Source organism: Collimonas sp. OK412 (assembly GCF_900112135.1).
Taxonomy (GTDB): domain Bacteria; phylum Pseudomonadota; class Gammaproteobacteria; order Burkholderiales; family Burkholderiaceae_D; genus Collimonas; species Collimonas rhizosphaerae.
Window position 1 is genome coordinate 85,797 of sequence record NZ_FOLC01000002.1, and the last position, 25,371, is coordinate 111,167.

Annotated in this window: 27 protein-coding genes; 18 read left to right on the forward strand and 9 right to left on the reverse strand. The window is 59.0% G+C overall.

Going from position 1 to position 25,371, the window contains the following annotated elements; genetic code table 11:
* Positions 1-97: 97 nt before the first annotated feature.
* The gene (locus BM062_RS02845) at positions 98-493 is read right to left on the reverse strand and encodes a VOC family protein (RefSeq protein WP_092392871.1); all 396 of its coding nucleotides are present in this window, start codon (positions 491-493) and stop codon (positions 98-100) included.
* A 26-nt stretch (positions 494-519) separates the two neighbouring features.
* Between BM062_RS02845 and BM062_RS02850 the strand changes: the two genes are divergently transcribed.
* On the forward strand, positions 520-939 hold the full coding sequence (locus tag BM062_RS02850) for a DUF1810 domain-containing protein (protein ID WP_092393556.1): 420 nt from the start codon (positions 520-522) through the stop codon (positions 937-939).
* Here BM062_RS02850 and BM062_RS02855 read toward each other — a convergent pair.
* The 6 genes from BM062_RS02855 to BM062_RS02880 all read right to left on the reverse strand — a co-directional run bounded on the left by BM062_RS02855 (position 915) and on the right by BM062_RS02880 (position 8,341).
* Positions 915-1,496 (reverse strand): nucleotidyltransferase family protein, encoded by a 582-nt coding sequence (locus tag BM062_RS02855; RefSeq protein ID WP_092392873.1) that lies wholly within the window; start codon positions 1,494-1,496, stop codon positions 915-917. The two genes, BM062_RS02850 and BM062_RS02855, sit on opposite strands and share 25 nt — an antisense overlap.
* A complete protein-coding gene (locus BM062_RS02860; RefSeq protein WP_092392875.1) occupies positions 1,493-1,960 on the reverse strand; it encodes a GNAT family N-acetyltransferase in 468 nt (155 codons plus the stop codon). Before BM062_RS02860 ends, BM062_RS02855 begins: the two co-directional genes overlap by 4 nt.
* An 11-nt stretch (positions 1,961-1,971) precedes the next feature.
* Positions 1,972-3,279 (reverse strand): molybdopterin molybdotransferase MoeA, encoded by a 1,308-nt coding sequence (glp, locus tag BM062_RS02865; RefSeq protein ID WP_092392876.1) that lies wholly within the window; start codon positions 3,277-3,279, stop codon positions 1,972-1,974.
* A 10-nt stretch (positions 3,280-3,289) separates the two neighbouring features.
* Positions 3,290-3,898 (reverse strand): molybdenum cofactor guanylyltransferase MobA, encoded by a 609-nt coding sequence (mobA, locus tag BM062_RS02870; RefSeq protein WP_092392878.1) that lies wholly within the window; start codon positions 3,896-3,898, stop codon positions 3,290-3,292.
* A gap of 12 nt (positions 3,899-3,910) precedes the next feature.
* Complete coding sequence (gene moaA, locus BM062_RS02875) at positions 3,911-5,023, reverse strand: GTP 3',8-cyclase MoaA (protein WP_092392880.1); 1,113 nt, start codon at positions 5,021-5,023, stop codon at positions 3,911-3,913.
* 228 nt (positions 5,024-5,251) lie between these two features.
* Entirely contained in the window at positions 5,252-8,341 is a 3,090-nt protein-coding gene (locus tag BM062_RS02880) for an Rne/Rng family ribonuclease (RefSeq protein ID WP_092392882.1), read from the reverse strand.
* Between the two features lie 713 nt (positions 8,342-9,054).
* Between BM062_RS02880 and rluC the strand changes: the two genes are divergently transcribed.
* From rluC to BM062_RS02900, 4 genes are all read left to right on the forward strand, one after another.
* On the forward strand, positions 9,055-10,158 hold the full coding sequence (gene rluC / locus BM062_RS02885) for a 23S rRNA pseudouridine(955/2504/2580) synthase RluC (protein ID WP_092393559.1): 1,104 nt from the start codon (positions 9,055-9,057) through the stop codon (positions 10,156-10,158).
* A gap of 96 nt (positions 10,159-10,254) precedes the next feature.
* Positions 10,255-10,914 carry an HAD-IIIA family hydrolase gene (locus tag BM062_RS02890; protein ID WP_092392884.1) on the forward strand — a complete coding sequence of 220 codons (660 nt, stop codon included), beginning with the start codon at positions 10,255-10,257 and terminating at the stop codon, positions 10,912-10,914.
* 25 nt (positions 10,915-10,939) lie between these two features.
* A complete protein-coding gene (locus BM062_RS02895) occupies positions 10,940-11,311 on the forward strand; it encodes a Rieske (2Fe-2S) protein (protein WP_092392886.1) in 372 nt (123 codons plus the stop codon).
* 51 nt (positions 11,312-11,362) lie between these two features.
* Positions 11,363-12,346, forward strand: a complete 984-nt coding sequence (locus BM062_RS02900) for a S49 family peptidase (RefSeq protein ID WP_092392888.1) — start codon at positions 11,363-11,365, stop codon at positions 12,344-12,346.
* Between the two features lie 373 nt (positions 12,347-12,719).
* Here the strand turns inward: BM062_RS02900 and BM062_RS02905 are convergent, their stop codons facing one another.
* Together BM062_RS02905 and BM062_RS02910 are read right to left on the reverse strand one after the other, a co-directional pair.
* The gene (locus BM062_RS02905) at positions 12,720-13,475 is read right to left on the reverse strand and encodes an SAM-dependent methyltransferase (RefSeq protein ID WP_092392890.1); all 756 of its coding nucleotides are present in this window, start codon (positions 13,473-13,475) and stop codon (positions 12,720-12,722) included.
* A gap of 18 nt (positions 13,476-13,493) precedes the next feature.
* On the reverse strand, positions 13,494-14,129 hold the full coding sequence (locus tag BM062_RS02910) for a Maf-like protein (protein ID WP_092392892.1): 636 nt from the start codon (positions 14,127-14,129) through the stop codon (positions 13,494-13,496).
* A 137-nt stretch (positions 14,130-14,266) separates the two neighbouring features.
* On the opposite strand from BM062_RS02910, the gene BM062_RS02915 reads away from it, so the two are divergent.
* From BM062_RS02915 to BM062_RS02970, 13 genes are all read left to right on the forward strand, one after another.
* Complete coding sequence (locus tag BM062_RS02915; protein WP_092392894.1) at positions 14,267-14,767, forward strand: YceD family protein; 501 nt, start codon at positions 14,267-14,269, stop codon at positions 14,765-14,767.
* A 192-nt stretch (positions 14,768-14,959) separates the two neighbouring features.
* Positions 14,960-15,142: a 50S ribosomal protein L32 gene (gene rpmF / locus BM062_RS02920; protein WP_014006864.1), complete on the forward strand. Its 183-nt coding sequence runs from the start codon at positions 14,960-14,962 to the stop codon at positions 15,140-15,142.
* Between the two features lie 161 nt (positions 15,143-15,303).
* The gene (gene plsX / locus BM062_RS02925; protein ID WP_092392896.1) at positions 15,304-16,407 is read left to right on the forward strand and encodes a phosphate acyltransferase PlsX; all 1,104 of its coding nucleotides are present in this window, start codon (positions 15,304-15,306) and stop codon (positions 16,405-16,407) included.
* On the forward strand, positions 16,404-17,390 hold the full coding sequence (locus tag BM062_RS02930; RefSeq protein WP_092392899.1) for a beta-ketoacyl-ACP synthase III: 987 nt from the start codon (positions 16,404-16,406) through the stop codon (positions 17,388-17,390). Before plsX ends, BM062_RS02930 begins: the two co-directional genes overlap by 4 nt.
* Positions 17,391-17,479: 89 nt before the next feature.
* Positions 17,480-18,412: an ACP S-malonyltransferase gene (gene fabD / locus BM062_RS02935; RefSeq protein ID WP_092392902.1), complete on the forward strand. Its 933-nt coding sequence runs from the start codon at positions 17,480-17,482 to the stop codon at positions 18,410-18,412.
* Positions 18,409-19,179 carry a 3-oxoacyl-ACP reductase FabG gene (gene fabG, locus BM062_RS02940; protein ID WP_092392905.1) on the forward strand — a complete coding sequence of 257 codons (771 nt, stop codon included), beginning with the start codon at positions 18,409-18,411 and terminating at the stop codon, positions 19,177-19,179. The genes fabD and fabG overlap by 4 nt, the downstream gene beginning before the upstream one ends.
* 168 nt (positions 19,180-19,347) lie before the next feature.
* Positions 19,348-19,587 (forward strand): acyl carrier protein, encoded by a 240-nt coding sequence (acpP, locus tag BM062_RS02945; protein ID WP_014006859.1) that lies wholly within the window; start codon positions 19,348-19,350, stop codon positions 19,585-19,587.
* Between the two features lie 30 nt (positions 19,588-19,617).
* Positions 19,618-20,859, forward strand: a complete 1,242-nt coding sequence (gene fabF / locus BM062_RS02950; RefSeq protein WP_092392908.1) for a beta-ketoacyl-ACP synthase II — start codon at positions 19,618-19,620, stop codon at positions 20,857-20,859.
* Between the two features lie 65 nt (positions 20,860-20,924).
* Complete coding sequence (locus BM062_RS24920) at positions 20,925-21,419, forward strand: protein YgfX (protein WP_139219976.1); 495 nt, start codon at positions 20,925-20,927, stop codon at positions 21,417-21,419.
* Between the two features lie 81 nt (positions 21,420-21,500).
* Complete coding sequence (gene rpoE, locus BM062_RS02955) at positions 21,501-22,103, forward strand: RNA polymerase sigma factor RpoE (RefSeq protein ID WP_014006857.1); 603 nt, start codon at positions 21,501-21,503, stop codon at positions 22,101-22,103.
* A 54-nt stretch (positions 22,104-22,157) separates the two neighbouring features.
* On the forward strand, positions 22,158-22,772 hold the full coding sequence (locus BM062_RS02960; protein WP_092392911.1) for a sigma-E factor negative regulatory protein: 615 nt from the start codon (positions 22,158-22,160) through the stop codon (positions 22,770-22,772).
* Positions 22,759-23,790 (forward strand): MucB/RseB C-terminal domain-containing protein, encoded by a 1,032-nt coding sequence (locus tag BM062_RS02965; RefSeq protein ID WP_254784881.1) that lies wholly within the window; start codon positions 22,759-22,761, stop codon positions 23,788-23,790. Before BM062_RS02960 ends, BM062_RS02965 begins: the two co-directional genes overlap by 14 nt.
* Positions 23,791-23,808: 18 nt before the next feature.
* The gene (locus tag BM062_RS02970; RefSeq protein ID WP_254784882.1) at positions 23,809-25,296 is read left to right on the forward strand and encodes a DegQ family serine endoprotease; all 1,488 of its coding nucleotides are present in this window, start codon (positions 23,809-23,811) and stop codon (positions 25,294-25,296) included.
* Positions 25,297-25,371: the final 75 nt, after the last annotated feature.

Genomic DNA, 25,371 nt, shown 5'->3' on the forward strand with positions numbered 1-25,371 from the left:
GCAGCAGTTTGATGTAAGTCAAGGCAGTGTTTTCAGCAGGCCATCAATCCCCCGATTGATGGCCTGCTTTGACGTGGCGGCCGCGCAATCCCGGCCCTTAAGCCACGGCATCGTGGCAGCACACGCAGAGCTTGTTGCCGTCGGCGTCGCGGAAGTAGGCGCCGTAATAGTCGGGATGGTATTCCAGGCGTAACCCGGGAGCGCCTTCGCACGATCCGCCGTTTTCCAGGGCCGCGGCATAAGCGCCGTCGACCGCGGCCCGGGTCGGCGTCAGCAGGGCGGTCATCTGGCCGTTGCCGGCAGAGGCAATGTTGCCGTCGTACGGCGCGCCTATGATGAACAGAGGCCGGGCCTTGCCGCTAGCCATCCAGGCCGCCCACGGCTTGCCGGCATCGCAGAATTTGAGCCGCAGATCCAGTTTTTCCATGACAGCAGAATAGAAACCGTATGCGTGCTGAAAATCGGTGACGCCGATAAAAACGTGAGAGATCATGGGCTTTCCTTTTGGTAGAAAATGACGTGGACGATCAATACAACCTGCAGCGTTTCGTGGCGGCCCAGCAGCCGGTCTTCGATATCGTACGCGAAGAACTGGGCCGGGGCAGCAAACGAAGCCATTGGATGTGGTTCATTTTTCCCCAAATTGAAGGACTGGGGCGCAGCCCCACGGCGCTCAGGTATGCGATCTCCTCGCTGGAGGAAGCCAGGGCGTACCTGGAACATCCGCTGCTGGGGCCGCGCCTGCGGGAGTGCTGCCGGCTGGTTGCGGCTGTGGACGGGCGCTCGATAGAAGATATTTTCGGTTTTCCCGACTATATGAAATTTCAATCTTCAATGACCTTGTTCGCCGAAGCAACGCTCGACAATCAACTTTTCAACGAGTGCCTGCAAAAATATTTTGGCGGGGAGCGTGATCAGGCCACGCTTGCGCGGCTATGAACATCGGTTTCGATTCTTAGCGCGGGCCAGCGAGACAGCCATTTCTTGCGCTGCAGACGGTCATCAAACTGCGCGCGTTTTTCAGCGGCGAAGCGTGGCGTCGGACGGACGATGGCTGCGTACAGGTCTTCCAGACCGAATGGCGCGGCGATTTCCAGGTCGCCGTTATCGGTGCATCTGACTGCCACCGCCGTGGCGGTTTCCGGCCAAAAGCGCATGGCGTCGAAGGCCGATTGATAAGGTGTATCGCCGTTGCGCACATGCATGCGTCCCTGATTTTTTACCGACCACTCGATAGATGCGTCTAACGCGTTCAGTCGACTTTCTATTCGCAGGTCGGCGTCTGCATTTTGTTGTGAGGGATCAAACCAGATCACGTCGATATCACCCGATGGGGATGACGGTGCTCGTCCGTGTAAGGAGTCCCAGAGGGCATTTCGAACAAAGCCCGCGGCGATCCAGCAATCGGGCAGGTGCAAGGAATGCACCAACGCGATGATGCGCAGACGCTCCGGATCCGCCCGCAGCAAGGCCATGAGATCGCCGGCGTGTTTCATTGCTCCGGTACCAGAGACAAACGCATCGGCACAAAGCATATGCCATGCATTTCAACTTGCGGGCCGGTTTTGACGAAGCCGAAGCGCTCGTAGACAGGCTGTGCGAAAGGCGAGGAATTGACTGTAAATGCGTCGATGGTTCCGAGCGCGGCGGTTGTTGTTTTCGCCGTCTGCCAAAGCTGCGTAGCTAAACCGCGGCGCTGGAATTCCTGGGCGACAAACAGATGGAACACATGGCTGCGATCGCGGACGGCAATAAAGCCGGCGAGTACGTCATCTTCGAAAGCGAGGCGGTATTGATAGCGTGGATTGGCAATATATTCGCTCTCGGCAGCGACTGAGACAGATTCGAAAAAAAGTTCAGCGCCCTGGCCATCAGGCGTGGCCAGGAATTCGTGGGTAAAACATTGGATCAACGCACAAATGGCGTCGGCGTCTTCGATTTTGGCGGCGCGGAATTCCATGCACGCGCTCTTTAGATCAAACCATCGAACAGGATCACCTCGACCGCATCGCCGCCGGCGACGTCGCCCTGTTCATGCGCCAGCACGATCATGCAATTGGCTTCGGCCATCGAACGCAAGATGCCCGAACCCTGGGCGGCGGTAGGACGCACGCTCCATTGTCCGTCGCTCAAGCTGAGGATGCCGCGCTGGTATTCGGTGCGTCCCGGGCGCTTGCGGATGGCGACGGCCGCGGTGGCGCGCATCAGCGGCAACGGCGTCACTTGCGCACCCATCATCTGCAGCAAGGCTTCGCGCGCAAAAAAATAAAACGACACCATGACCGCCACCGGATTGCCCGGCAGGCCGAAGAACAAGGCTTGCCTGCCGCCTGACGTGATGCTGCCGAACGCCAGCGGGCGGCCTGGGCGCATGCCGATTTTCCAGAAGGCGACGTCGCCCAGCTGCGCCATCATCTGCTTGGTGTGGTCGGCGTCGCCGACCGAGACGCCGCCGGAGGTGATGATCGCGTCGGCGTTTTCGCAGGCACTGCGGAAAGCGCTTTCCAGCGCCTGCGGATCGTCGCCGACCACGCCCATGTCGATGATGTCGCAGCCTAGCCGCTGCAGCATGCCGTACAGGGTGTAGCGGTTGGAATCGTAGACGCAGCCGGGATCCAGCACTTCGCCCACCGAGCGCAACTCATCGCCGGTCGAAAAAAACGCCACGCGCAGGCGGCGCCTTACCGGTATTTCGGCGATCCCCAGCGAGGCCAGCAAGCCGAGGTCGGCGGGGCGCAGGATGCGGCCCTGGACGATGGCGGCGCTGCCGGCTTTCAGGTCTTCGCCGGCCAGGCGGCGATTGGCGCCTGGCTTGACGGCGCCTGCCGGGACGGTGACGAAACCGGCTGCACTGTGGGGGCCGACGAATTCTTGCGGGATGACCGTGTCGAGTCCGTCCGGCATCAGGGCGCCGGTCATGATCCGTACCGCCTGGCCGCTGGCCAGCGTTCCCTGGTAGGCGCGGCCGGCGTGGGCGGTGCCGGCTATCGCCAGCACGGTATCGGCGTCGGCGCGCAGGTCGGCCGAATTGAAGGCGTAGCCGTCCATGGCCGAGTTGTCATGCGCCGGGACGTCGATCGGTGAAATGATGTCGCTTGCCAGCACGCGGTCGAGGGCGCTGCGCAGCGCTACCTTTTCAATGGCGGTGACCGGCGTGATGCAATCGCGGATGATGGCCTGCGCCTGCCTGACCGGCATGGCGTGCGGATCGTAGTCCGACATGCAGCTGGTCAGATCGGACAAGGATGGCTTGGCAGGACGGGTATTCAGGTTCTTCATTGCGTTTGCATTATCGCTGTAGTAACTGTTCTCGGGTATTGATGTTACGGAAAGCGTCGGCATCGGTAAACAGCGTTTCGCAATAGCTGAGGCGGCGGTACCATGTTTCCATCTTACGTCCGCCACCCTGCAGGTAGTCATTGAGGTCGGTCAATAAACCGGTTTTCAGCAGCATGAATACCGGCTGCGGCCAGATGGCCTGGTCACCGGCGTCCCGTGTGCAGGCTACCGCCAGGTCGGCGTCGGCGGCGGCCAGGGTTTGCGCCAGGCGTTGCACCAGGTCATGCGGCAAGTAGGGCGAGTCGCAGGGAGCGGTCGCCAGGTAGGGCGTGCCGCAGTGGCGCAGGCCAGCCTGCAGGCCCGCTAGCGGGCCTGCAAAGTCGGACTGCTCGTCGGGCCAGACCGGCGCGCCGAACGCCGCGTAGCTGTCCTGGTTGCGGTTGGCGTTGATGATCAGGCTGCCGACCTGGGGCGCCAGGCGCGCGATGACATACGCCACCATCGGTTTGCCGTCGAGCAGGGCCAGGCCTTTGTCGACGCCGCCCATGCGGGCGCCGCGGCCGCCTGCCAGTATCAGGCCGGTGATGTCGGGTGCAGAGGGCGGAGGACAGGTTTCCATGGCGGGGCCGGGTCAGCCGCCTATGTATGACATTTCCACTTTCTTCGGGGCCGGCGCCAAGCCCTCGGTGCGTTGTGTGCGCAATTCGGAATAGCGGTCATCGCGGGCGCGCCACAGCTGGCCGATCACGCTGGAGATTTCGCCGTCGCTGCATTCGCTGCGGAGCAAGGCGCGCAGGTCGTGGCCGGCGCTGGCGAACAGGCAGGTATACAGCTTGCCTTCGGTCGACAGGCGGGCGCGCGAACAGTCGTGGCAGAACGCCTGGGTGACGCTGGAAATCAGGCCGACTTCGCCGATGCCGTCGTCGTAGCGCCAGCGCTGCGCGGTTTCGCCGACATAGTTGGCCGCCAGCGGCTGCATCGGCAGTTCGCCCTGGATCAGCCGGGCGACTTCGGCCGACGGCACTACTTCATCCATCTTCCAGCCGTTGGAGGCGCCCACATCCATGTATTCGATGAAGCGCAGGATGTAAGGCGTGTTCTTGAAGTGGCGTGCCATCGGCAGGATTTCCTGGTCGTTGACGCCGCGCTTGACCACCATGTTGACCTTGATCGGGCCCAGCCCGACCTGGTGCGCCACGTCCAGGCCGTGCAATACGTCGGCTACCGGGAAATCGGCGTCGTTCATGCGCTGGAAGATGTTTTCATCGAGCGCATCGAGCGATACGGTGACGCGGTTCAGGCCGGCGTCTTTCAGCGCCTGGGCTTTTTTCGCCAGCAGCGAGCCGTTGGTGGTCAGGGTCAGGTCGAGCGGCGTGCCATCCGGCGTCTTCAGGGCGCTCAGCATGCCGATCAGTTTTTCGATGTGCTTGCGCAGCAAGGGCTCGCCGCCGGTCAGGCGGATCTTGTGCACGCCGTGGGCCACGAACAGGCTTGCCAGGCGGGTGATTTCTTCAAACGACAGCAAGGCGGTGTGCGGCAGGAATGCGTAGTCCTTGTCGAACACCGCGCGCGGCATGCAGTAGACACAGCGGAAATTGCAGCGGTCGGTGACCGAGATGCGCAAGTCATGCAGCGGCCGCCCCAGCTCATCCGCGATCAGGCCGGTCGGCGTTTCAAGGATGGAGGGAAGGGAAGGCGGCAAGAAACTGCGGCTATCGATCAGCGGGATGACTTTTCTAGTCATGGTGTCGTGTGTCTGGAAAAATGTGCAATGGCTTGCATCTATATATGGGGTGGCAACTTCTACAAGATACCATGGACGTCGTTTTTTAGCTTCAGCGCTTGCCAAACAGCGGCAGGCCCGGCAATTCTCGCAATTTCAAACATATCGCCTGCGCCAGACGCGACAAAGGGAGTCTGGGACTCCCTTTGTTGTCTTACTGTCTAGCTTGCCGCCTGGTGGCGGAGCAGCTTACTGCGGGCGCTGGGTTTCGACCTGCACCAGCGGTTCGCTGGATTGCGCCGGCAACGGCTTGCGTTCGCGCGGCACGCGTGGCGCCGCGACGATGTTTGCCGTGGCTTCCTGTGCTGCACGCAGCTTGTTTGGATCGGTCGCTGCCAGGGTCAGGCCGGCTGCAGCCAGTACGCTCTGCAAGTCTTCCACCTTAGGCGATCCGCTCGAAACGGCTGTCTTGATAACCGCCGGCGCTTCTGCTGCCGGCGCTGCTGTTTCAGCAACCGCAGGAGCAGCCACCGGTGCAGCTGGAGCCAGCGGTGCAGGGGTTTCGATCAACGGTTCTGCTGCCGGCTGGCTGGCGACGATTGCCGGAGCGACTTCAGGTACCGCAGGCTCCGGCACGATTGCTACTGGAACGGCGACTGGCTCCGGTTCGGTAAGCGCAACCACCGGTGCTGCGACGACTGGCGCGGCAACTACAGGCTCCGGTGCCGGTTCTGCCACCGGCGCGGCTTCAGCGACGGTTTCCTCTTGCCGGGCGATTTGCTGTGGCACCAGCGGCGCTGCGATTGCGTTCGACAGTACGGTCGGCGCCGGCGCCGCCTCAACTGCCGGGGCTTCCGTCTCTTGCGCCGTCGGTTGCGTCATCGGAACCGAAGACGCCATCATCGGTACGCTGTCGCTGGCCGGAGCGGCTGCTTCGGCTTGCACCGGAACAATCGCCGCTGCAGGAGCAACTGCATCGTCGCCGGTTTCGGCCACGTCAGATGATGCCGTGGTTTCGCCTGCTTCGATGTCGTCGCTGCTGCCTTCGGTCGTGCCTTCAGCGCCGTCGCGGTCGCGACGATTGCGGTTACGGCCACCGCGGCGGCGGCGACGGCGTGGTTCTTCGTCTTCACCGGCCTTGGCTTCAACGCGTCCGCTATCGGTTTGCGCCGGTTCCGCGGTTTCGGTAATGCTGCTGACGGCAACGCCGGCAGCGGCGACTACGCCGCCCTTGAGCAAGGTTTCATCAACCTTGATTTCGCTCAGGTTTTCCTTGCGTTCTTCACGTGGCGCACGCGGTGGGCGTTCGCTGCGTTCGCGCCGGCCTTCGTTGCGCGTTTCCGCTTTGCTTTCGCTGGCTTCGCGCGGTTCTCTTTGCTCTTTAGGTTCGCGCGGAGGGCGTGGCGGACGTGCCTGCTGGGTTTTGGCTTCCAGCGCTTCCACCAGCGGCTTCTTGGCGTTGTCGTCGCGTGTTTCCTGCGCGCTGCCGTCGCGGTTGCGACCGCCACGGTTACGGCCGCGCTGGCCGCGGTTGTTGCGATCGCCGGCGCGGTCGCCGCGTTGTTGCGGGCCCTTGGCTTCTGCAGTAGCGGCAGGAGTTGCTACCGGCGCTGCCGGCTTGCTGAAGAAGAAGCCGAAGATCTTGCCGAGGAAACCTGTTTCCGCCGGGCTGGCAGCCGCGGCAACTGCCGTCGGACGTGCTTCGACCGGCTTGCGCTCGACGATAGGCGCCGGCTGGTCTGGCGTAATGCCCTTGACCACGGCTTCCTGGCGCGGTTTGCCTTCTTCTTTCTGGGTCTTGCTGTAGCCGATGTCGGTATCTGCCTGCTCCGCCATGGCATAGCTGGCCTGGGTTTCTTCCAGGCGCGGATCGTCGTGCTTCAGGCGTTCCAGCTTGTAATGCGGGGTTTCCAGGTGCTTGTTCGGAATCAGGATGATGCCGACCCGGTGACGGGTTTCGATCTTCAGGATCTCGCCGCGCTTTTCGTTCAGCAGGAAAGCCGCGACGTCGACCGGCGCCTGGACGTGGATCGCGGCCGAGTTTTCTTTCATCGCCTCTTCCTGGATGATGCGCAGGACTTGCAGGGCGGACGATTCGGTATCGCGGATATGGCCGGTGCCGTTGCAGCGCGGGCAAGTCACATGGCTGCCTTCCGACAGCGACGGACGCAGGCGCTGGCGCGACAGTTCCATCAGGCCGAAGCGCGAGATCTTGCCCATCTGGACGCGGGCGCGGTCGTAGCGCAAGGCGTCTTTCAGGCGGGTTTCGACTTCGCGCTGGTTCTTGGAGTTCTCCATGTCGATGAAGTCGATCACGATCAAACCGCCGAGGTCGCGCAGGCGCAATTGGCGCGCAACTTCTTCCGCTGCTTCGCAATTGGTGTTGAATGCGGTGGTTTCGATGTCGCCGCCGCGGGTGGCGCGGGCAGAGTTGACGTCGACCGACACCAGGGCTTCGGTATGGTCGATCACGATGGCGCCGCCGGATGGCAGCGGCACGGTGCGCGAGTACGCGGTTTCGATCTGGTGTTCGATCTGGAAGCGGGAGAACAGCGGCACGTCGTCGCGATAGCGTTTAACGCGGTGCACCATGTCGGGCATGACGTGGGCCATGAACTGCTGGGCCTGGTCGTGGATTTCGTCGGTGTCGATCAGGATTTCGCCGATGTCCGGCTGGAAATAATCGCGGATCGCGCGGATCACCAGCGACGATTCCTGGTAAATCAGGAAGGCGCCCTTGCCGGTCTGGCCGGCGCCTTCGATGGCGCGCCAGAGTTGCATCAGGTAATTCAAGTCCCATTGCAATTCGTCAACATTGCGGCCGATGCCGGCTGTGCGGGCAATCACCGACATGCCGCTTGGCAGGTCCAGCTGATCCATGGTTTCGCGCAGTTCCTGGCGATCTTCACCTTCGACCCGGCGCGATACGCCGCCGCCGCGCGGGTTGTTCGGCATCAGGACCAGGTAACGGCCAGCCAGTGACACGAAGGAGGTCAGGGCGGCGCCTTTATTGCCGCGCTCTTCCTTTTCGACCTGCACCATGATTTCCTGGCCTTCGCGCAGGGCATCCTTGATCGATGCGGTGCGGACGTCTACACCTTCCTTGAAGTAAGTGCGGGCAACTTCCTTGAACGGCAAAAAGCCATGACGCTCTTCACCGTAGTTGACGAAACAGGCTTCCAGCGACGGCTCGATACGGGTAATCACACCTTTGTAGATATTGGACTTGCGTTGTTCGCGTCCGGTGGTTTCGATATCGATGTCGATGAGCTTTTGCCCGTCAACAATAGCCACGCGCAGTTCTTCTTGCTGCGTGGCATTAAACAACATGCGTTTCATTTTTCGCTCCGTGACCCTTGGGTCAATGCAATGGCGCTTAAAGATTGCTGTTCTTCAGCATTTCTGTCAGCGACAAAAAGTACAAGGATGTACGCGAGAACGGAGTGTCAGGGGGGAGAGAATTGCCTTGGTGTGTATGCGCTATATGAGCGCAGTGCACAGGCGCGGATATAGTGCTGCCGGCAGAGGCATCTGCAAACCTGCTGCGCGTCTCGATCTCTGGCCTGCGATGCTCGCTGTGCTTTCGTACAGCTGCGCTTCTCTGCCAGACATCGAACCGCTCGCGACGGTTTTCAGGTGCCTCTTACTGAAAAACTACCAGCGCGGCCGGTACAGCATCTTGCGGTTCGCGGAACGCGAGCACGACGCTTGGCGGTGAGCAGCTTGATAGAGCCAAATAGAGCATTGGTTTCAGTAAGTATGCGACAAATTTAAAACACTACATCAACCGGCGAGCTCGTCGCGATCGTTTGGATCGCATCGGGCTCGCCGGACTTTATCCTAATCATCCAGACATTCTTGTTCAGCATCCGTGCGCGTTATCCGATGACAACAACGGTGCGACCTTGACTCGCGCAGGGGTGATGCGTACACATTTCCCATCAAATTTGCAAATTGGCGAGGCTGATGGGGACGCCCCTGTGTAGAATGGTCTTTTTATTCTTACACCAGCAACTGTTTTCTAACAATTGCGGAACAATTATATATTCAAAATGAAGGACTTAGCGAGATTTTCTGGAGGACGAGCTGAGACTCGTCCCAAGGCGCGGGCACAAGCCGCGCCCAAGCATAAGGCCGACCGCAATGTAGCCGTGGAGCAAGAGGTGCAGCCGTCGCCTGCGCCGCCGCCGCTTGCCGTGCAGCTGCTGACTATTGCGGAAGATGACGCAGGTCAGCGCATCGACAATTTTTTATTGCGTATTTGCAAAGGAGTGCCCAAGAGCCACATTTACCGCGTGCTGCGTTCCGGCGAGGTCAGGGTCAACAAGGGCCGCATCGACCAGACCTACCGCCTGGTCGAGGGGGACGTGATCCGGGTGCCGCCGATCCGGATTGCTGAAAAGCAAGCGCAGGCAGTGGCGCCGGGAGCGGAATTCAAGATATTGCTGGAAGACAATCATCTGCTGGTGATCGACAAGCCGGCAGGGGTTGCCGTGCACGGCGGCTCCGGCGTCAGCTACGGTGTCATCGAACAACTGCGTGCCGCCCGGCCGCAAGCCAAGTTCCTGGAGCTGGTGCATCGGCTGGATCGTGATACATCCGGTATCTTGTTGCTGGCAAAGAAACGTTCTGCCTTGACCAACCTGCACGAACAGATGCGCGACGGCGATACCGACAAGCGCTACCTGGTGCTGGTGCACGGCGACTGGCAAAACGAGCGGCAGCATGTCAAGCTGCCGTTGCACAAGTACACGGCGGCCGACGGCGAGCGCCGGGTGCGGGTGCAGGCCGACGGCCAGGCATCGCACACGATTTTCAACCTGATCCGGCGCTACGGGGATTATGCGTTGCTGGAGGCGGAGCTGAAGACCGGCCGCACCCATCAGATCCGGGTCCACCTGTCGTCCAGCGGCTTCGCCATCGCCGGCGACGACAAATACGGCGATTTTGCGTTGAACCGGACTTTGCAGAAGGCCGACGGCCAGCGTGTCGCGCTGAAACGGATGTTCTTGCACGCCTATCAGATTACCTTCGCCCATCCGGAAACGGGCAAGCCGGTCACCCTCAAGGCGCCGCTGCCGCCGGAATGCGAAAAATTCCTGAAAAGCCTGCCGAAAGATATTCCTGCCGCGATGCCGGCAGCAGAGGACGATTAGAATATCAATCAGTTAGTATTTTTATCGGTTTGCCGATTTTTTTTCCGACCGGCAGGCCAAACCTAATAACAGGAGCTGGCAAGGTTGCCAGGCAATATGGCGCGAAAGAAATTTGATTTAATAGTATTTGATTGGGATGGCACCTTGATGGACAGTACCGCCATCATCGTGAAATGCATCCAGGCTGCAGCCAGGGACCTGGGCCTGGCGGTTCCAGACAACAAGGCCGCCGCACACGTGATCGGGCTGGGCCTGGCGGAAGCCATGCAGGTAGCGATGCCGGGCCTCGAGCCAAGCCAGTATCCGCGGGTAGTGGAACGCTATCGTTATCACTACCTGGCGCAAGACCAGGACTTGACCTTGTTCGACGGCGTGCGCGAAATGCTGGCGGACCTGTCGCAGCAGGGATATTTCCTGGCGATCGCCACCGGCAAGAGCCGGGTCGGGCTGAACCGTGCCTTGCACGAGACCAAGCTGCTGTCGGCATTTGACGCTACCCGCTGCGCCGACGAGACCTTCTCCAAACCGCATCCGGCCATGCTGCAGGAACTGACGCGGGAACTGGGCCAGGATTTGAAGCGCACGGTGATGATCGGCGACACCACCCATGACCTGCAGATGGCGATCAATGCCGGCGCTGCGGGAATTGCGGTCCAGTATGGCGCGCATCCGGCGCATGAACTGGATGTGCTGAAGCCTTTGTTCAACGCGACCTCGACGGTGCAGCTGCACGCCTGGCTTAAAGACAACGCCTGACCCTGAACCCGACGAGACACATGCCGTGAATGTTATCCGTATCCCCTTGTGTGCTTCTTCTGCGCTGGCCGAGCGCGGCAAGGGCGTGCGCTTTGCGGTTACCGCCTGGGGCGACGATGCGGTTGCGTTCGCCATACGCCACCATAATATCGTCCATGCCTACCTGAACCGGTGCGCGCACATTTCGCTGGAACTGGACTGGAACGAGGGCGAATTTTTTGAATCCAGCGGTTTGTACCTGATGTGCGCCACGCATGGCGCGGTGTATGAACCGGAAACCGGCAACTGCGCCGGCGGCCCGTGCCGCGGCGGACGTTTGCACAAGATTCTGGTTGAAGAAAGCAATGATCAGGTGTTCTGGATCCCTGATGAATATGTGCGGCCTGTGATTGCCTGACAGGCCGGCCTGTTCAATAACGATTTCGGATAAACGAAGTGAGTGAACACCATGAGCACTAACGAATTTGACAATGTGGGAACTGCCATGCCGGAAAAAAAAGAAGGTTGGGAGCGTGATGTGCTGGAGAAGCTGGCGTTCGCGTCGTTGCGTGAACAGCGCGCGCGCCGCCGCTGGGGGATCTTTTTCAAGCTGGCCGTGATCGGCCTGATCATCTCCGCGGTTTGGCTCGGCATGAATTACGAAGGTTCTGATACCCAGACCGTCGGCGCGCATACCGCGCTGGTCAAGATCAACGGCGCGATCGAATCGGAAGGCAACGGCTCGGCCGGCGTGGTGGTGCCGGCGCTTGACAACGCTTTCGCCGCCGACGATTCGGTCGGCGTGATCTTGCGCATCAACAGCCCGGGCGGCAGCCCGGTGCAAGCCGGCATCATCAACGATGAAATCACGCGCCTGCGCAAGGAATATCCGAACAAGCCGCTGTATGTGGTGGTTGACGAAATGTGTGCTTCGGGCGGTTATTACATTGCCGCCGCAGCCGATAAAATTTATGTCAACAAGGCCAGCATCGTCGGCTCCATCGGCGTGCTGATGGACGGCTTCGGTTTCACCGGCCTGATGGACAAGGTCGGCGTTGAACGGCGCTTGCTGACTGCGGGCGAGAACAAAGGCTTCCTCGATCCGTTCAGCCCGATGAGCGCGACCCAGAAAGGCTATGCGCAAACCATGCTGGCGGAAATCCACCAGCAGTTCATCGACGTGGTGCGCAAAGGCCGCGGCGCGCGCCTGAAAGAAACGCCGGAAACTTTTTCAGGCCTGTTCTGGAGCGGCTCCAAGGCGGTCGAGATGGGCCTGGCCGATGGTTATGGAACGGTGGACAGCGTAGCGCGCGATGTCTTGAAGCAGGAGGATATTGTCGATTACACCAAGAGCGAAGGTTTGCCTGAGCGCGTGCTGAAAAAATTCGGCGTGGCGATGGGAGCGGGCGTGGTGCAATCGCTGATGAATAACGTCAAGCCAAGCTTGCGTTGAATTTCATGCAAGGCCTGCTGGCAAGCGGGTCTTGCGGCAATGTCAAAGTAGAAACCGGCATATGGTAATACCTTAATTCGCCTTGTATCTTCGCGATCCTGTCGTATATTAAAGGTACTCGACGATAGCGAACGGAGGGGGCCATTATAGGAATACCACAATCCATTACCATACAGATTGTTCCGGTAGCAAAAAGTCATTCCATCGCAATACAACCCCTTGTTTTGGAGTAGTGCAGTTACTACCGGATAAACCATCGCATCACGGATGCGACACCGAGAAGTTTTCGACTTCTCAACATAAATGTCTTTCGAGACAGGCAAGTACGGCGACGGCGCAATACCGTCGCCGTTTTGCGTTATGCGCGACGAAATTATTGCGCGAGGAATAAGAACACAGTTGGCTTTTTATGGGAGTCGGGATGTTTGCCCGCAGCCAAGGCAGCTTTCCATTTCGCGGCAGTCTGGGTCTTGATGTTTTCTGAAGGCAGCGTCAGGTCGGTGGCTACGCAAATCAGCGTGCCGGGCTGGCAGGCGCTGGCTAACGCTTCCAGGAAGGCGCTGTTGCGATACGGCGTTTCTATGAACAATTGCGTTTGCTGTTCCTGGCGCGAGCGCAATTCCAGCGCCTTGATGCGTTTGCCGCGCTGCTCGGCGTCGGTCGGCAGGTAGCCGTTGAATGCGAAGCTCTGGCCGTTCAAGCCGCTGCTCATGACAGCCAGCAGCAATGACGACGGGCCTACCAGCGGCCGCACTTGAATGCCGTGCGCATGGGCAAGCCGCACCAGGTTGGCGCCGGGATCGGCGACTGCCGGCACGCCGGCTTCGGAGATCAGGCCGGCGTCCTGGCCGGCAAGGATCGGCGCCAGCAAGGCCGGCAATGCGGCGCTGGCGGTATTGACGTTCAGCTCGGCGATCTGGATTTCCTGCAGCGGCTTGGCCAGCGGCTGGACCGCATCTATCAGCTTCAGGAATGCGCGCGTGGTCTTTGCATTTTCTGCAATGAAGTAATCCAGCCTGGCGGTGAGCGCCTGTACTTCCTGCGGGATGACGGATGCCAGCGCCGCAGCCGGTGTCACGGCTTCGCTTTGGCCTAATGTGTTGGGGATTAAATACAGGGTGCCTGGCATGTCGGTCTATGTGATGAACTATGTTGCGAAAAATGGGAAGGCGGCGCGGCGCAGCATACCGGTCAGCGCGATTAATGGCAAACCGGTCAGGGCGGTCGGATCGGTGCTTTCGATTTTTTCCAGGATGGCGATGCCCAGTCCTTCATTTTTTGCGCTGCCGGCGCAATCGTAGGGTTGTTCGATGCGCAAGTAGGCATCCAGCTCTGCATCGGGCAGGTCGCGGAAAGTAACGAAGGTCTGGATGTTTTCGATCTGGGCTGCGTGTTCGGCCTGGCTCTGCCTGCTGTCCCACAGGCACAGCGCCGTGTGGAAAATGACACGGCGGCCGCGCATTTTCTGCAATTGTGCCAAGGCATTTTCGTGATTGCCGGGTTTGCCTATCTGCTCGCCATCCAGCGTCGCCACCTGGTCGGAACCGATTACCAGCGCATTTGGCGCCGCCAGCGCCACCGAGCGTGCTTTTTCCAGGGCCAGGCGCAAGGCTGTGGCTTGCGGGCTCTCGCCGGGGCGGGGTGTTTCGTCGATGTCCGGTACGATCACTTCAAACGGGATTTGCAGCCGGGAAAGCAATTCCTTGCGATATTTTGAGCTCGAACCGAGGATCAGGCGCGGCAGGGCGCTTGCGGAATAGATGGTTTGTTGTAAGGAAGCCATGGTTTTTGTTGTTTGAGCGATTGCGGAACCGGCAAATGACGGGCAAAGTGCGGAAAACGCGCTAACACTTTGACGGATAAGGGAAAAGGCTGTTATTATCGCAGGTTTTCCGGGTTCGGCTGGGTTTAGGCTTTATTATGAGTGCTTTTGTCATCGACGCCTTTGAGTATGCCCGCCATAAAGAGCGCCGTGAAGGCGACACGCCGGTGGCTGGCCTGGATCGCCTCTCTGCTGAGACTGCGGATCGCTCCGGAACCCTGCATTGGGTCCTGGTCGGCGGCGCCGATCAGTTGGGGCATCCGCAACTGACGCTGACGGTCAGCGGTTCGACCAAGATCATGTGCCAGCGCTGCCTGACGCCGTTCGATTTCGATATCGATTCGGAATCCGTGCTGGTGTTGGCAAAAGACGAAGAAAGCGCCGACGCGATCGATGTGCTGCTTGATAATGACGAGATTGACGTCATCGTCGGCACTAAAACACTGAATATCATTGAGCTGGTTGAAGATGAGGCTCTGCTGGCCTTGCCCTTGTCGCCGAAACATCCGGTTTGCCCGGACCAGTCCGCGCTTGAAGGCTTGAAAAGCGCCAAGAAAGAATCGCCCTTTGCGATGCTGAAGAATCTGAAGCAGCAGTAAGACGGCAGTAAAGATACAAAGAATTGCGGTAAATTTGTCGCGCTGATTTTCACATGAATGTGATTCCGTGTGACTAAGGTGTGGCAATAGGTAGTAAAATCCGCGCACAAACGCGGCAGGAATATCCAGCCTTTCCCTGTTCTGAGGGTTGGATATGTTAAACTTTAAGATCTTAAGAAAGCAGGAGTTATCATGGCAGTTCAACAAAATAAGAAGACCCCATCCAAGCGCGGCATGCACCGTGCCCACGATTTTCTGGTTGCGCCTCCGCTGGCTATCGAGCCAACGACTGGTGAAACACATCTGCGCCACCACATCAGCCCTAACGGCTTTTACCGTGGCCGTAAAGTGTTGAAGACCAAGAACGACGAGTAATATCTACTTGTTCTTGCGATGCAGGTTGAAGGCGGCGCGATGAGTTTCTCAGTGCGCCGTTTTTGTATGCAGAATAGGTCAACACGCCCTCTATCGCGTCATTTTGAATCGCGCCCAATCTGCCTCATAATACGGCTTAGAGTAGGCACTGAATCAAAACAATGACAATCAAAATTTCTATCGACTGCATGGGTGGCGATCACGGCCCGTCGGTTACCGTTCCTGCTGCTGTTGCATTTGCCAATCGCGAGCCTGAGGCCGAATTGGTGCTGGTTGGCCTCGAAGAGGAAATCCGGGCGCAGCTGAAAAAGCACAAGGCAAGTTCCCATCCGCGCTTATCGGTGCACCATGCATCCGAAGTGGTGACGATGGATGACTCCATCGAAACTGCATTGCGCCGCAAAAAAGATTCCTCAATGCGTGTCGCCCTGCGCCTGGTCAAAGACCAGCAGGTGCAGGCATGCGTATCGGCGGGCAATACCGGCGCCCTGATGGCCGTTTCCCGCTATCTGCTGAAGACCTTGCACGGCGTTGACCGCCCGGCGATCTGCACCATTCTCCCCAACCAGAAAGACGGTCCGACCTACATGCTCGACCTGGGCGCCAACGTCGATTGCGAACCCTTGCACCTGCACCAGTTCGCCTTGATGGGGTCGGCCCTGGTGTCGGCCATGGAAGGCAAGCCGCGGCCGACGATCGGTTTGCTGAACGTCGGCGAAGAAGCGATCAAGGGCAATGAAGTGGTCAAGCAGACGGCGGAACTGCTGCGCGCCGATCACGAAAAAGGTATCCTGAATTTCTATGGCAATGTCGAAGGCAACGATATCTTCGAAGGCACTACGGATATCGTCGTCTGCGACGGTTTTGTCGGCAATGTCACGCTCAAGGCTTCCGAAGGCCTGGGCCGTTTCGTCAAGACCGTATTGACGACCGAATTCAAGAGCGGCATCTTGAACATGCTGGGCGCGGTGATCGCCCGCGGCGCGATCAAGGCCATCTCGCGCCGCCTGAATCCTTCGCGCTATAACGGCGCCAGCCTGCTGGGCTTGCGCGGGCTGGTTTTCAAGAGCCATGGCGGCGCTGACGCCTATGGCTACGAGTGGGCCATACAGCGTGCATTCGATGCAGCCAAATATGATGTATTGTCTCGTATTGCGACCACGATTGCGGAGCTGATGCCGCAAGCCGACAACGCTGCCGCAGCTGCGGACGGCGCGTCCGGCGATATCGTTAATACTGAATCAACCCAACAAAAGACAGCATGACTACATATAGCAAAATTGTCGGTACCGGCAGCTATTTGCCGCCGAAGCGGGTAAGCAATCAGGAACTCACTGCGCAGCTTGCCGAAAAGGGCATAGAGACATCGCATGAATGGATTTTTTCCCGCAGCGGCATTGCCGCGCGCCATTACGCTGAAGCCGATGTGCAATCCAGCGATCTCGCGGTAGCCGCGGCCAGGCAGGCGCTGGACATGGCGCGCATGCAGCCTGACGATATCGACCTGGTGATCGTCGCCACTTCGACCCCGGATCATTTCGGCGGCTTCCCCAGCACAGCCTGCGTAGTGCAGCAAAAACTCGGCATCGCCAATGGCGGCGCAGCGTTTGATGTGCAGGCGGTGTGCAGCGGGTTTGTGTATGCAGTGTCGATCGCGGACAGCTTCATCAAGTCCGGTGCGCACAAGAACGTGCTGGTGATCGGCACCGAGGTTTTTTCCCGGATCCTGAATTTTGAAGACCGCACCACTTGCGTGCTGTTTGGCGACGGCGCCGGCGCGGTGGTCATGACCGCCTCCGCCGAGCCGGGCATCCTTGCCACCAAGCTGCACGCCGATGGCCGCCATAAAGATATCCTGTGTGTGCCGGGCAAGGTAAGCTCCGGCGCGGTCGAGGGCAGCGCTTTCTTGTACATGGACGGCCAGGCGGTATTCAAGCTGGCGGTCTCGGTGCTGGAAAAAGTCGCCAACGAGACCTTGCAGATAGCCGGCATGTCGGCTTCCGAGATCGATTGGCTGATTCCCCACCAGGCCAATATCCGCATCATGCAAAGCACCGCCCGCAAGCTGGGCCTGGACAACGATCGCATGGTAGTGACGGTGGACCAGCATGGCAATACTTCGGCGGCATCGATTCCGCTGGCCTTGGACCAGGCCGTGCGCGACGGCCGCGTCAAGCCTGGCCATAATGTCATGATGGAAGGTGTCGGCGGCGGCTTTACCTGGGGCGCCATCCTGGCGCGGATGTAAGCGCTTCGAGTCCGGGCGGCAGGTTGCCGCCAGAGCGCTGCTATATGCCAGCGTGTGTTTGATAAATTTGATACCCAATTAGGTAAGGCATGAATAAATTCGCTTTTGTTTTTCCAGGCCAAGGTTCGCAAGCCGTTGGCATGCTGAACGGTTTTTCCGACAATCCGGTAGTAAAAGACACTGTCGCAGAAGCTTCTGAGGCGCTGCAATTCGATCTTGGCAAGCTGATTGCCGAAGGACCGAAAGAAGAGCTGGATCTGACCACCAATACGCAGCCGGTCATGCTGACTGCCGCAGTTGCCTGCTATCGGGCCTGGCTGGCCGCCGGCGGCAAGGCGCCGGCGCTGGTGGCCGGCCACAGCCTGGGCGAGTATTCGGCCCTGGTTGCCGCCGGCGTGATCGCATTCAAGGATGCCGTGCCGCTGGTGCGCTTTCGTGCGCAGGCGATGCAGCAAGCGGTGCCGGTCGGGCAGGGCGGCATGGCCGTTATCCTCGGTTTGTCAGATGAAGATGTGCGTGCAGTCTGCGCGGCTGCGGCCCAGGGCGAAATCGTCGAAGCGGTGAATTTCAATGCGCCGGCGCAGGTAGTCATCGCCGGCCATAAAGGTGCAATCGAGCGCGCTTGTATCGCGGCCAAAGAAAAAGGTGCGAAACGCGCCTTGCCATTGCCGGTATCGGCCCCATTTCATTCCTCGTTGCTGAAGCCGGCGTCGGATCGTTTGCGTGAATACATGCAAGGCCTGGTTTTCACCGCGCCGCAGATTGCGCTGATCAATAACGTCGATGTCGCCATCGTCAATGATCCGGAAGCCATCAAGGATGCGCTGGTGCGGCAAGCGGCCAGTCCGGTGCGCTGGGTGGAAACGGTGCAGAAAATTGCTGCCGTAGGCGTCACCCATGTGGTTGAATGCGGTCCGGGCAAGGTTCTTGCTGGCTTGACCAAGCGTATTAATGACAGCCTGATCAGCGACATGATTATCGACCAGGCGTCGCTGGATAAAATGTTGGAGACATTCAAGTGACTTTACCAATTACAGTTTCACAGGATTTGATCGGCCAGGTGGCTTTGGTTACGGGCGCATCCCGTGGCATCGGCCGGGCGATCGCATTGCAACTGCTCCAGCGCGGCGCCAAGGTGATCGGTACGGCAACCTCCGAGGCGGGTGCTGCGGCGATCACCGAATACCTGGAGGCTAGCCAGCCGGGCAACGGCCGCGGTATCGTGCTGAATGTGAATGACGCCGCCGGCTGCGCCGCGGCGGTCGAGCTGACGCAGAAAGAGTTTGGCAGTTTGTCGATTCTTGTCAATAATGCAGGCATTACCCAGGATCAGCTGGCGATGCGCATGAAGGACGAGGAATGGGATGCGGTCATCTCCACCAACCTGACCGCCGTGGCGCGTTTGTCGCGCGCCGTCTTGCGTGGCATGATGAAGGCCAAGCACGGCCGCATCATCAATATCACTTCGGTAGTCGGTTCGGCCGGCAATCCGGGGCAAATGAACTATGCGGCCGCCAAGGCCGGCGTATCCGGCATGAGCCGGGCGCTGGCGCGTGAGATCGGCAGCCGCAACATCACGGTCAATTGCGTCGCGCCGGGTTTTATCGACACCGACATGACCAAGGGCCTGGGCGAGCAGCAGCACGCTTCATTGCTGCAGCAGATCCCGCTGGGACGGCTGGGCGCAGCCGACGATGTGGCGGCAGCGGTGGTTTTCCTGGCGTCCCCGCAAGCCGGCTACATTACCGGCACCACTTTGCACGTGAACGGCGGCATGTACATGAACTGAAGCAAGCCTGCAGTTTCGGGCTTATTTCAGAGTTAAATGTAAGTAGTACCTATTTAGAAGCTTTTGGCATGGTTTTGTTAAATCTTAAAGACTAATGTCGAAAGTAAATTTTCAATGCGCAAACCTGCTAAAATGCGCGCACTTTCTGTAACCTAATGGAGGCATCACATGTCCGATATCGAACAACGCGTTAAAAAAATCGTCGCTGAGCAACTGGGCGTCGCAGAAGCTGACATCAAAACCGAGTCGTCGTTTGTCAACGACCTGGGTGCTGATTCGCTCGATACAGTTGAACTGGTGATGGCGCTGGAAGATGAGTTCGAAATGGAAATCCCTGACGAACAAGCTGAAAAGATCACTACAGTGCAACAGGCTATCGATTACGCTACGGCTCACGTTAAGGCCTAAGCAAGCTTTGAATGTATCCAGGAGAACCGCTTGAGCCGCACACGTGAACGTCGCGTTGTGATCACTGGCCTGGGTTGCATTTCACCGGTCGGCAATACGATTGCCGATGCGTGGAGTGCGATTATCTCAGGCAAGTCAGGGATCGCAGCCATCACTAAGTTTGATGCCACCGCTTTTTCCACGCGTTTTGCGGGAGAAGTGAAGGGCTTCAATATCGAAGATTACATTCCTGCCAAAGAAGCACGCCATATGGATACTTTTATCCACTACGGCATGGCGGCGGGGATGCAGGCGATGCAAGACAGTGGCCTGGAAGTAACTGAAACTAATGCTGAGCGGATAGGCGTCATCATCGGCTCCGGCATTGGCGGTCTGCCTTTGATCGAAGAAACGCATGCCGAACTGACCAGTCGCGGCCCGCGCCGGATCAGTCCGTTCTTCATCCCGGCATCGATCATCAACATGATTTCCGGCAACCTGTCGATCAAATACGGTCTGAAAGGACCGAATCTGGCGATCGTGACTGCCTGCACCACAGGCTTGCATTGCATCGGTGCAGCCGGTCGCATGATCCAGTACGGCGATGCCGACGTGATGATCGCCGGCGGTGCGGAATCAAGCGTGTCCCCGCTGGGGGTCGGCGGTTTTGCCTCGGCGCGTGCCTTGTCGGCGCGCAACGACGATCCTGCTACCGCCTCGCGTCCATGGGACAAGGATCGCGACGGTTTCGTATTGGGCGAGGGCGCCGGCGTGCTGGTGCTCGAAGAATACGAACACGCCAAGGCGCGCGGCGCCAAGATTTACGCAGAACTGCTCGGCTTCGGCATGAGCGGCGATGCTTACCACATGACTGCGCCTAGCCTGGATGGCCCGCGCCGTTGCGTGGGCAATGCCTTGCGCGATGCGGGCGTCAACGCTGACCAGGTCCAATACCTGAATGCACACGGCACTTCGACCCCGCTGGGCGACAAAAACGAAACCGAAGCAATCAAGGCGGCTTTCGGCGATCACGCTTACAAACTGGTGGTCAATTCGACCAAGTCGATGACCGGCCATTTGCTGGGTGGCGCTGGCGGCCTGGAGTCGGTGTTTACCGTGCTGGCCTTGCACAATCAGATATCGCCGCCGACTACCAATATTTTCAACCAGGATCCTGAGTGCGATCTTGATTACTGCGCCAATACCGCGCGGGACATGAAAATAGACATCGCAGTCAAAAACTCATTCGGCTTTGGCGGCACGAATGGCACCTTGGTTTTTGGCAAAATCTAAACTTTTGCAGCAGGCTTCGAACCGGTCTCCGCGGATACCGGTTCGAAATCCGTTTTAAGCTTGCCATGATGTCGATCGCCCAGTCAGTCGTGATCCAGCCCTCCAGGGTGCTGTCAGCGCTGGTTGGCCTGCAATGTCTGCTGGCCGCATCGACAGGCGCATTGATTGCCGCCGGTGCTGTCGGCGATTTAGCGTTACCCGAGCGCCTTGCTCTGGCCTTGCTGTGTTTAGCAGCGGCTATTTACGGAATAACGCGCTACTATCGTAGCAGGCAAGCTGTTCACATCGATATTTCCGGAAGCGGTCGCATCAGGATTGCCGATGTGGTAACCCCGTCTACCAAAAAACAGATGCCATCGCCAGCGAGATTGCTTGGTGGCACTACTCTCTGGTCACATTTACTGCTGCTGCACCTTCGATTGGATAGCGGCTCGGTCCGAACAATCGCTATACTGCCTGACTGTGTCTCTGACGATGCTTTCAGAAATTTATCCGTGGCATGCCGCTGGATTGCGGCGCGGACGAATAGAACGGGACTCGCTGGATTGGATAATGCATAAGCATGGTATTGAACTTTTGTCATTGCTTACTATCTATTTCCGCGCCCGTACGCAAGTCGCAACAAAACAAGGGAATGGGGATTGACGACAGAACGCGAAATTGATCAACTGCTTGTCGAGCGCGTACAGCGTGGCGATAAGAAGGCGTTCGAGCTCTTGGTAATTAAATACCAACGCAAGCTGATGCGTCTTGTTTCGCGGCTGGTGCGCGACCAGGCAGAAGCCGAGGATGTTGTGCAGGAAGCCTTTATCAAGGCGTACCGGGCGCTGCCTCAGTTTAGGGGCGACTCGGCCTTTTACACCTGGCTGTATCGGATTGGCATCAACACTGCGAAGAACTACCTGGTGACGCAAGGGCGCAGGGCGCCCACCTCAACCGAGGCAAATTCTGAGGAAGCAGAAACTTTTGACGATGGCGAGCAACTAAGGGATATAAACACTCCGGAATCCTTGCTGGCCACCAAGCAGATAGCACAAACCGTGAATACTGCGATGGAGGCACTGCCGGCAGAACTGCGTACGGCGATTACCTTGCGCGAGATTGAGGGATTGAGTTATGACGAAATTGCTGAAGCAATGGGATGTCCGATAGGAACGGTACGCAGTCGGATATTTAGAGCACGGGAAGCTATCGCAGATAAGTTGAGGCCATTGCTGGATACGGCCATCGACAAACGTTGGTAAAAAAGATAGCGGTTTTTCGGGAACGAAGGGGTTGGCCAGGTTTTAAGGTGACTTATGAATACCAAAGATATAACCCAAGAGCAGATCTCTGCCTTGGCTGACGGGGAATTGTCCGACGCCTATGTGGATATGGCGCTGGCGGCTTTGCGCCAAGCGGATGGCCGCGACGCGTGGGACGTCTATCATCAGATAGGCGACATCATGCGTTCGGACGATATGGCGTTGACCATGAGCGCGGATTTTTCCGCCCGCATGGCAGCGCGGCTGGATGCCGAGCCGGCTATCATTGCCGCGCCCTTGGCCGTCACTTCGCAGCCGTCCGAACAGATTGCTGTCGGTGGCGGCCAGCCTGTACGCGTCGGCGTGATAGGCGTCAGGCGCACCATCAAGCGCTTTGCCTTGCCTGGCATGGCGGCTGCTGCCGTAGCCGCGGCGGCGTTCATCATCACTCCGCAGACGGTGGTAGTCAGCGGTCCGGCGGCACAGCAGATGACGCTGGCGTCCGCATCCGCTGTCAGCGACGACCATGTCGTCACGCATGCCGGAGAAGTGCTGCGGGATTCGCGGATGGACGAATATCTGACAGCGCATCAACGTTTCTCTCCTTCTCTTTATAGCGCTGCGCAATACGCTCGGCCGGCTACATTTGCCCCTGATGCTAATAACTAATATGCGGCAGACGCGGGTCTTGCTGGGAGTCGTTCTGTCGCTGGTCATGGTGCTTTCCGCGCACGCGGAAAGCACCGATGCTGCAAACGCGGCTGACAAGCAGGAGGCGCAGGCGCTGTTGAAAAAAATCCAGTCGGCGGCGCAAAGGCTGAATTATTCCGGCACTTTCATTTATCAGCAGGCGAACCAGATACGCACCTCGCGTATCACGCATGTGCTGGAAGGCCGGAATGAAATAGAGAAACTGGAGATTCTCGACGGACAGCCGCGCGAATATATCCGGCGTAACGAAGATGTTACCTGCTATATGCCGGAGACGCGGACCAAGATTGTCGAGAAGCGCGTCACGCAAGACGGTTTTCCTGCCATCCTGGCAGCGCTGCCGGCCGACCTGACGGATTACTACAATGTCAAAATGGGCGAAACCGGGCGGGTAGCCGGGTTCGACTGCCAGGCAGTGCTGCTGGAGCCCAAGGACAACATGCGTTACGGCTACAAGCTGTGGGCGGAAAAAAATTCCGGCCTGCTGTTGCGGGCGCAAACGCTGAACGGCAAGAACGAGATCGTCGAGCAGATTTCGTTTACCCAGATCGGCATCGGCAACATCGATCACAGCCACCTGAAGCCGAGCTTTGGCAACACCAGTTCCTGGCACACGGAAAGCAGCGTGATCAATCCGACCAATCTGAACGAATGGACGGTTACCGGCATGCCTCCCGGTTTCAAGAAAGTACGCGAACTTAAGCGCTTGGTGGCCGATGCGCCGTCTTCGAAGAGCGCTGCCGGCACAGCGGCAATGCGGCGCGAAGTATCGCAGCTGATTTTTTCCGACGGGCTGGTGGCGATTTCGATCTTTATCGAACCGGGCAGCCAGAGCCGTACCGAAGGATCCTTGCAGCAGGGAGCATTGAATATCGTCGGCAAGCGGCAAGGGGATTATTGGCTGACGATTGTGGGCGATGTGCCGCCTGCGGCAATGAGGCAGGTGGCGAATTCGATTGAACTCAAAAACAAATAAAACTTTATGACTACGAAAATGCCTGTTCCGGTTCGTTCCGTTTTATCTGCCATGGTTGTCGCTGCGACAGCCACTTTTTTTGTTCCCGCCATGCTTGGCGCCGGCCCTCAGGCGATTGCCGCGCCGGTATCCGGATTGCCGGATTTTACCGACATCGTCGAAAAAACCGGCCCTGCGGTGGTCAATATCCGTACTACTGAAAAAGTCAAAAGCGGTTCCGGCCAGGGCGATTCGGGCGACCCTAGCGACGACGAAATGCAGGATTTTTTCCGCCGCTTTTTCGGCGTCCCGATTCCCAACATGCCGCGCCCGCAGGTTCCCGGCCAGCGCGGCCGCAAGGCTGATCCCAAGCAGCAGGAAGAGGTGCCGCGCGGAGTCGGCTCCGGCTTCGTGATTTCGACCGATGGTTATGTCATGACCAACGCCCATGTGATCGACGGCGCCAGCGAAGTGTATGTGACACTGACCGACAAACGCGAATTCAAAGCCAAGGTGATCGGTGCCGACACGCGCAGCGATGTCGCCTTGCTGAAAATCGACGGCGCCAACCTGCCGCGCCTGACGATGGGCGATTCCGACAAGATCAAGGCTGGCGAATGGGTGCTGGCGATCGGCTCGCCGTTCGGCCTCGAGAACACCGTGACCGCCGGCATCATTTCGGCGAAAGCGCGCGACACCGGCGACTACCTGCCTCTGATCCAGACTGACGTTGCGGTCAATCCAGGCAATTCCGGCGGGCCGTTGATCAACATGCGCGGCGAAGTGGTCGGCATCAACTCGCAGATCTACAGCCGTTCCGGCGGTTTCATGGGGATTTCGTTTGCGGTCCCGATCGACGAAGCCATGCGCGTGTCGGACCAGCTGAAAGCTTCGGGCAAGGTGACGCGCGGCCGGATCGGCGTGCAGATCGGCGAAGTGACCAAGGACGTGGCCGAATCGCTGGGCTTGCCCAAGGCTGAAGGCGCGCTGGTGGCGCGGGTCGAAGCTGACGGACCGGCAGCCAAGGCGGGCTTGCAGGCCGGCGACATCATCCTGAAATTCAACGGTGTGGCAATCGACAAGGCGAACGACCTGCCGCGCCTGGTCGGCAATACCAAGCCGGGTGCGCGCGGCACCATCAGCGTCTGGCGCAAGGGCAGCAGCCGCGACTTCCCGATCACGATCACCGAACTGGCGGCCGACAAGGTCGCCGCGGACGACGACGCCAAGCCGAAGAAGAAGGAGCAGGTTGCCAACGCACTGGGCCTGACAGTCAGTGACCTGAGCGAAGCCAAGAAGAAAGAATTGGGCGTCGACGGCGGAGTGATGATCGAGACGTCCGAAGGCAGTGCGGCGCGGGCCGGCTTGCGTGCCGGCGATGTGGTGCAGCGCTTGAACAATACCGATATCAAGGACGCCAAGCAGTTCAACGCCCTGGTTGCCAAACTGGAGCCGAAGAAAATGGCGGTGCTGCTGGTGCGCCGCGGCGAGTCGTCGCAATTCGTCCCGCTGCGCCCAGGCAGCTGACTGCGCTGATTGTCGTTATCCGGAGCTGCAGGCTGTCGAGGCCTGCAGCTTTTTGTTTTTGCCGGTGCGGCTTGC

Coding starts and splice junctions, on each gene's coding strand:
- mobA (WP_092392878.1), bottom strand. CDS start 3,898: ATGGAAACCTGTCCTCCGCCCTCTGCACCCGACATCACCGGCCTGATA.
- glp (WP_092392876.1), bottom strand. CDS start 3,279: ATGAAGAACCTGAATACCCGTCCTGCCAAGCCATCCTTGTCCGATCTG.
- BM062_RS02970 (WP_254784882.1), top strand. CDS start 23,809: ATGCCTGTTCCGGTTCGTTCCGTTTTATCTGCCATGGTTGTCGCTGCG.
- BM062_RS02845 (WP_092392871.1), bottom strand. CDS start 493: ATGATCTCTCACGTTTTTATCGGCGTCACCGATTTTCAGCACGCATAC.
- BM062_RS02905 (WP_092392890.1), bottom strand. CDS start 13,475: ATGCCAGGCACCCTGTATTTAATCCCCAACACATTAGGCCAAAGCGAA.
- BM062_RS02855 (WP_092392873.1), bottom strand. CDS start 1,496: ATGAAACACGCCGGCGATCTCATGGCCTTGCTGCGGGCGGATCCGGAG.
- rpmF (WP_014006864.1), top strand. CDS start 14,960: ATGGCAGTTCAACAAAATAAGAAGACCCCATCCAAGCGCGGCATGCAC.
- BM062_RS02860 (WP_092392875.1), bottom strand. CDS start 1,960: ATGGAATTCCGCGCCGCCAAAATCGAAGACGCCGACGCCATTTGTGCG.
- BM062_RS02880 (WP_092392882.1), bottom strand. CDS start 8,341: ATGAAACGCATGTTGTTTAATGCCACGCAGCAAGAAGAACTGCGCGTG.
- BM062_RS02910 (WP_092392892.1), bottom strand. CDS start 14,129: ATGGCTTCCTTACAACAAACCATCTATTCCGCAAGCGCCCTGCCGCGC.
- BM062_RS02890 (WP_092392884.1), top strand. CDS start 10,255: ATGGCGCGAAAGAAATTTGATTTAATAGTATTTGATTGGGATGGCACC.
- moaA (WP_092392880.1), bottom strand. CDS start 5,023: ATGACTAGAAAAGTCATCCCGCTGATCGATAGCCGCAGTTTCTTGCCG.
- acpP (WP_014006859.1), top strand. CDS start 19,348: ATGTCCGATATCGAACAACGCGTTAAAAAAATCGTCGCTGAGCAACTG.
- BM062_RS24920 (WP_139219976.1), top strand. CDS start 20,925: ATGATGTCGATCGCCCAGTCAGTCGTGATCCAGCCCTCCAGGGTGCTG.
- BM062_RS02965 (WP_254784881.1), top strand. CDS start 22,759: ATGCTAATAACTAATATGCGGCAGACGCGGGTCTTGCTGGGAGTCGTT.
- fabD (WP_092392902.1), top strand. CDS start 17,480: ATGAATAAATTCGCTTTTGTTTTTCCAGGCCAAGGTTCGCAAGCCGTT.
- plsX (WP_092392896.1), top strand. CDS start 15,304: ATGACAATCAAAATTTCTATCGACTGCATGGGTGGCGATCACGGCCCG.
- BM062_RS02930 (WP_092392899.1), top strand. CDS start 16,404: ATGACTACATATAGCAAAATTGTCGGTACCGGCAGCTATTTGCCGCCG.
- rluC (WP_092393559.1), top strand. CDS start 9,055: ATGAAGGACTTAGCGAGATTTTCTGGAGGACGAGCTGAGACTCGTCCC.
- BM062_RS02960 (WP_092392911.1), top strand. CDS start 22,158: ATGAATACCAAAGATATAACCCAAGAGCAGATCTCTGCCTTGGCTGAC.
- BM062_RS02900 (WP_092392888.1), top strand. CDS start 11,363: ATGAGCACTAACGAATTTGACAATGTGGGAACTGCCATGCCGGAAAAA.
- BM062_RS02915 (WP_092392894.1), top strand. CDS start 14,267: ATGAGTGCTTTTGTCATCGACGCCTTTGAGTATGCCCGCCATAAAGAG.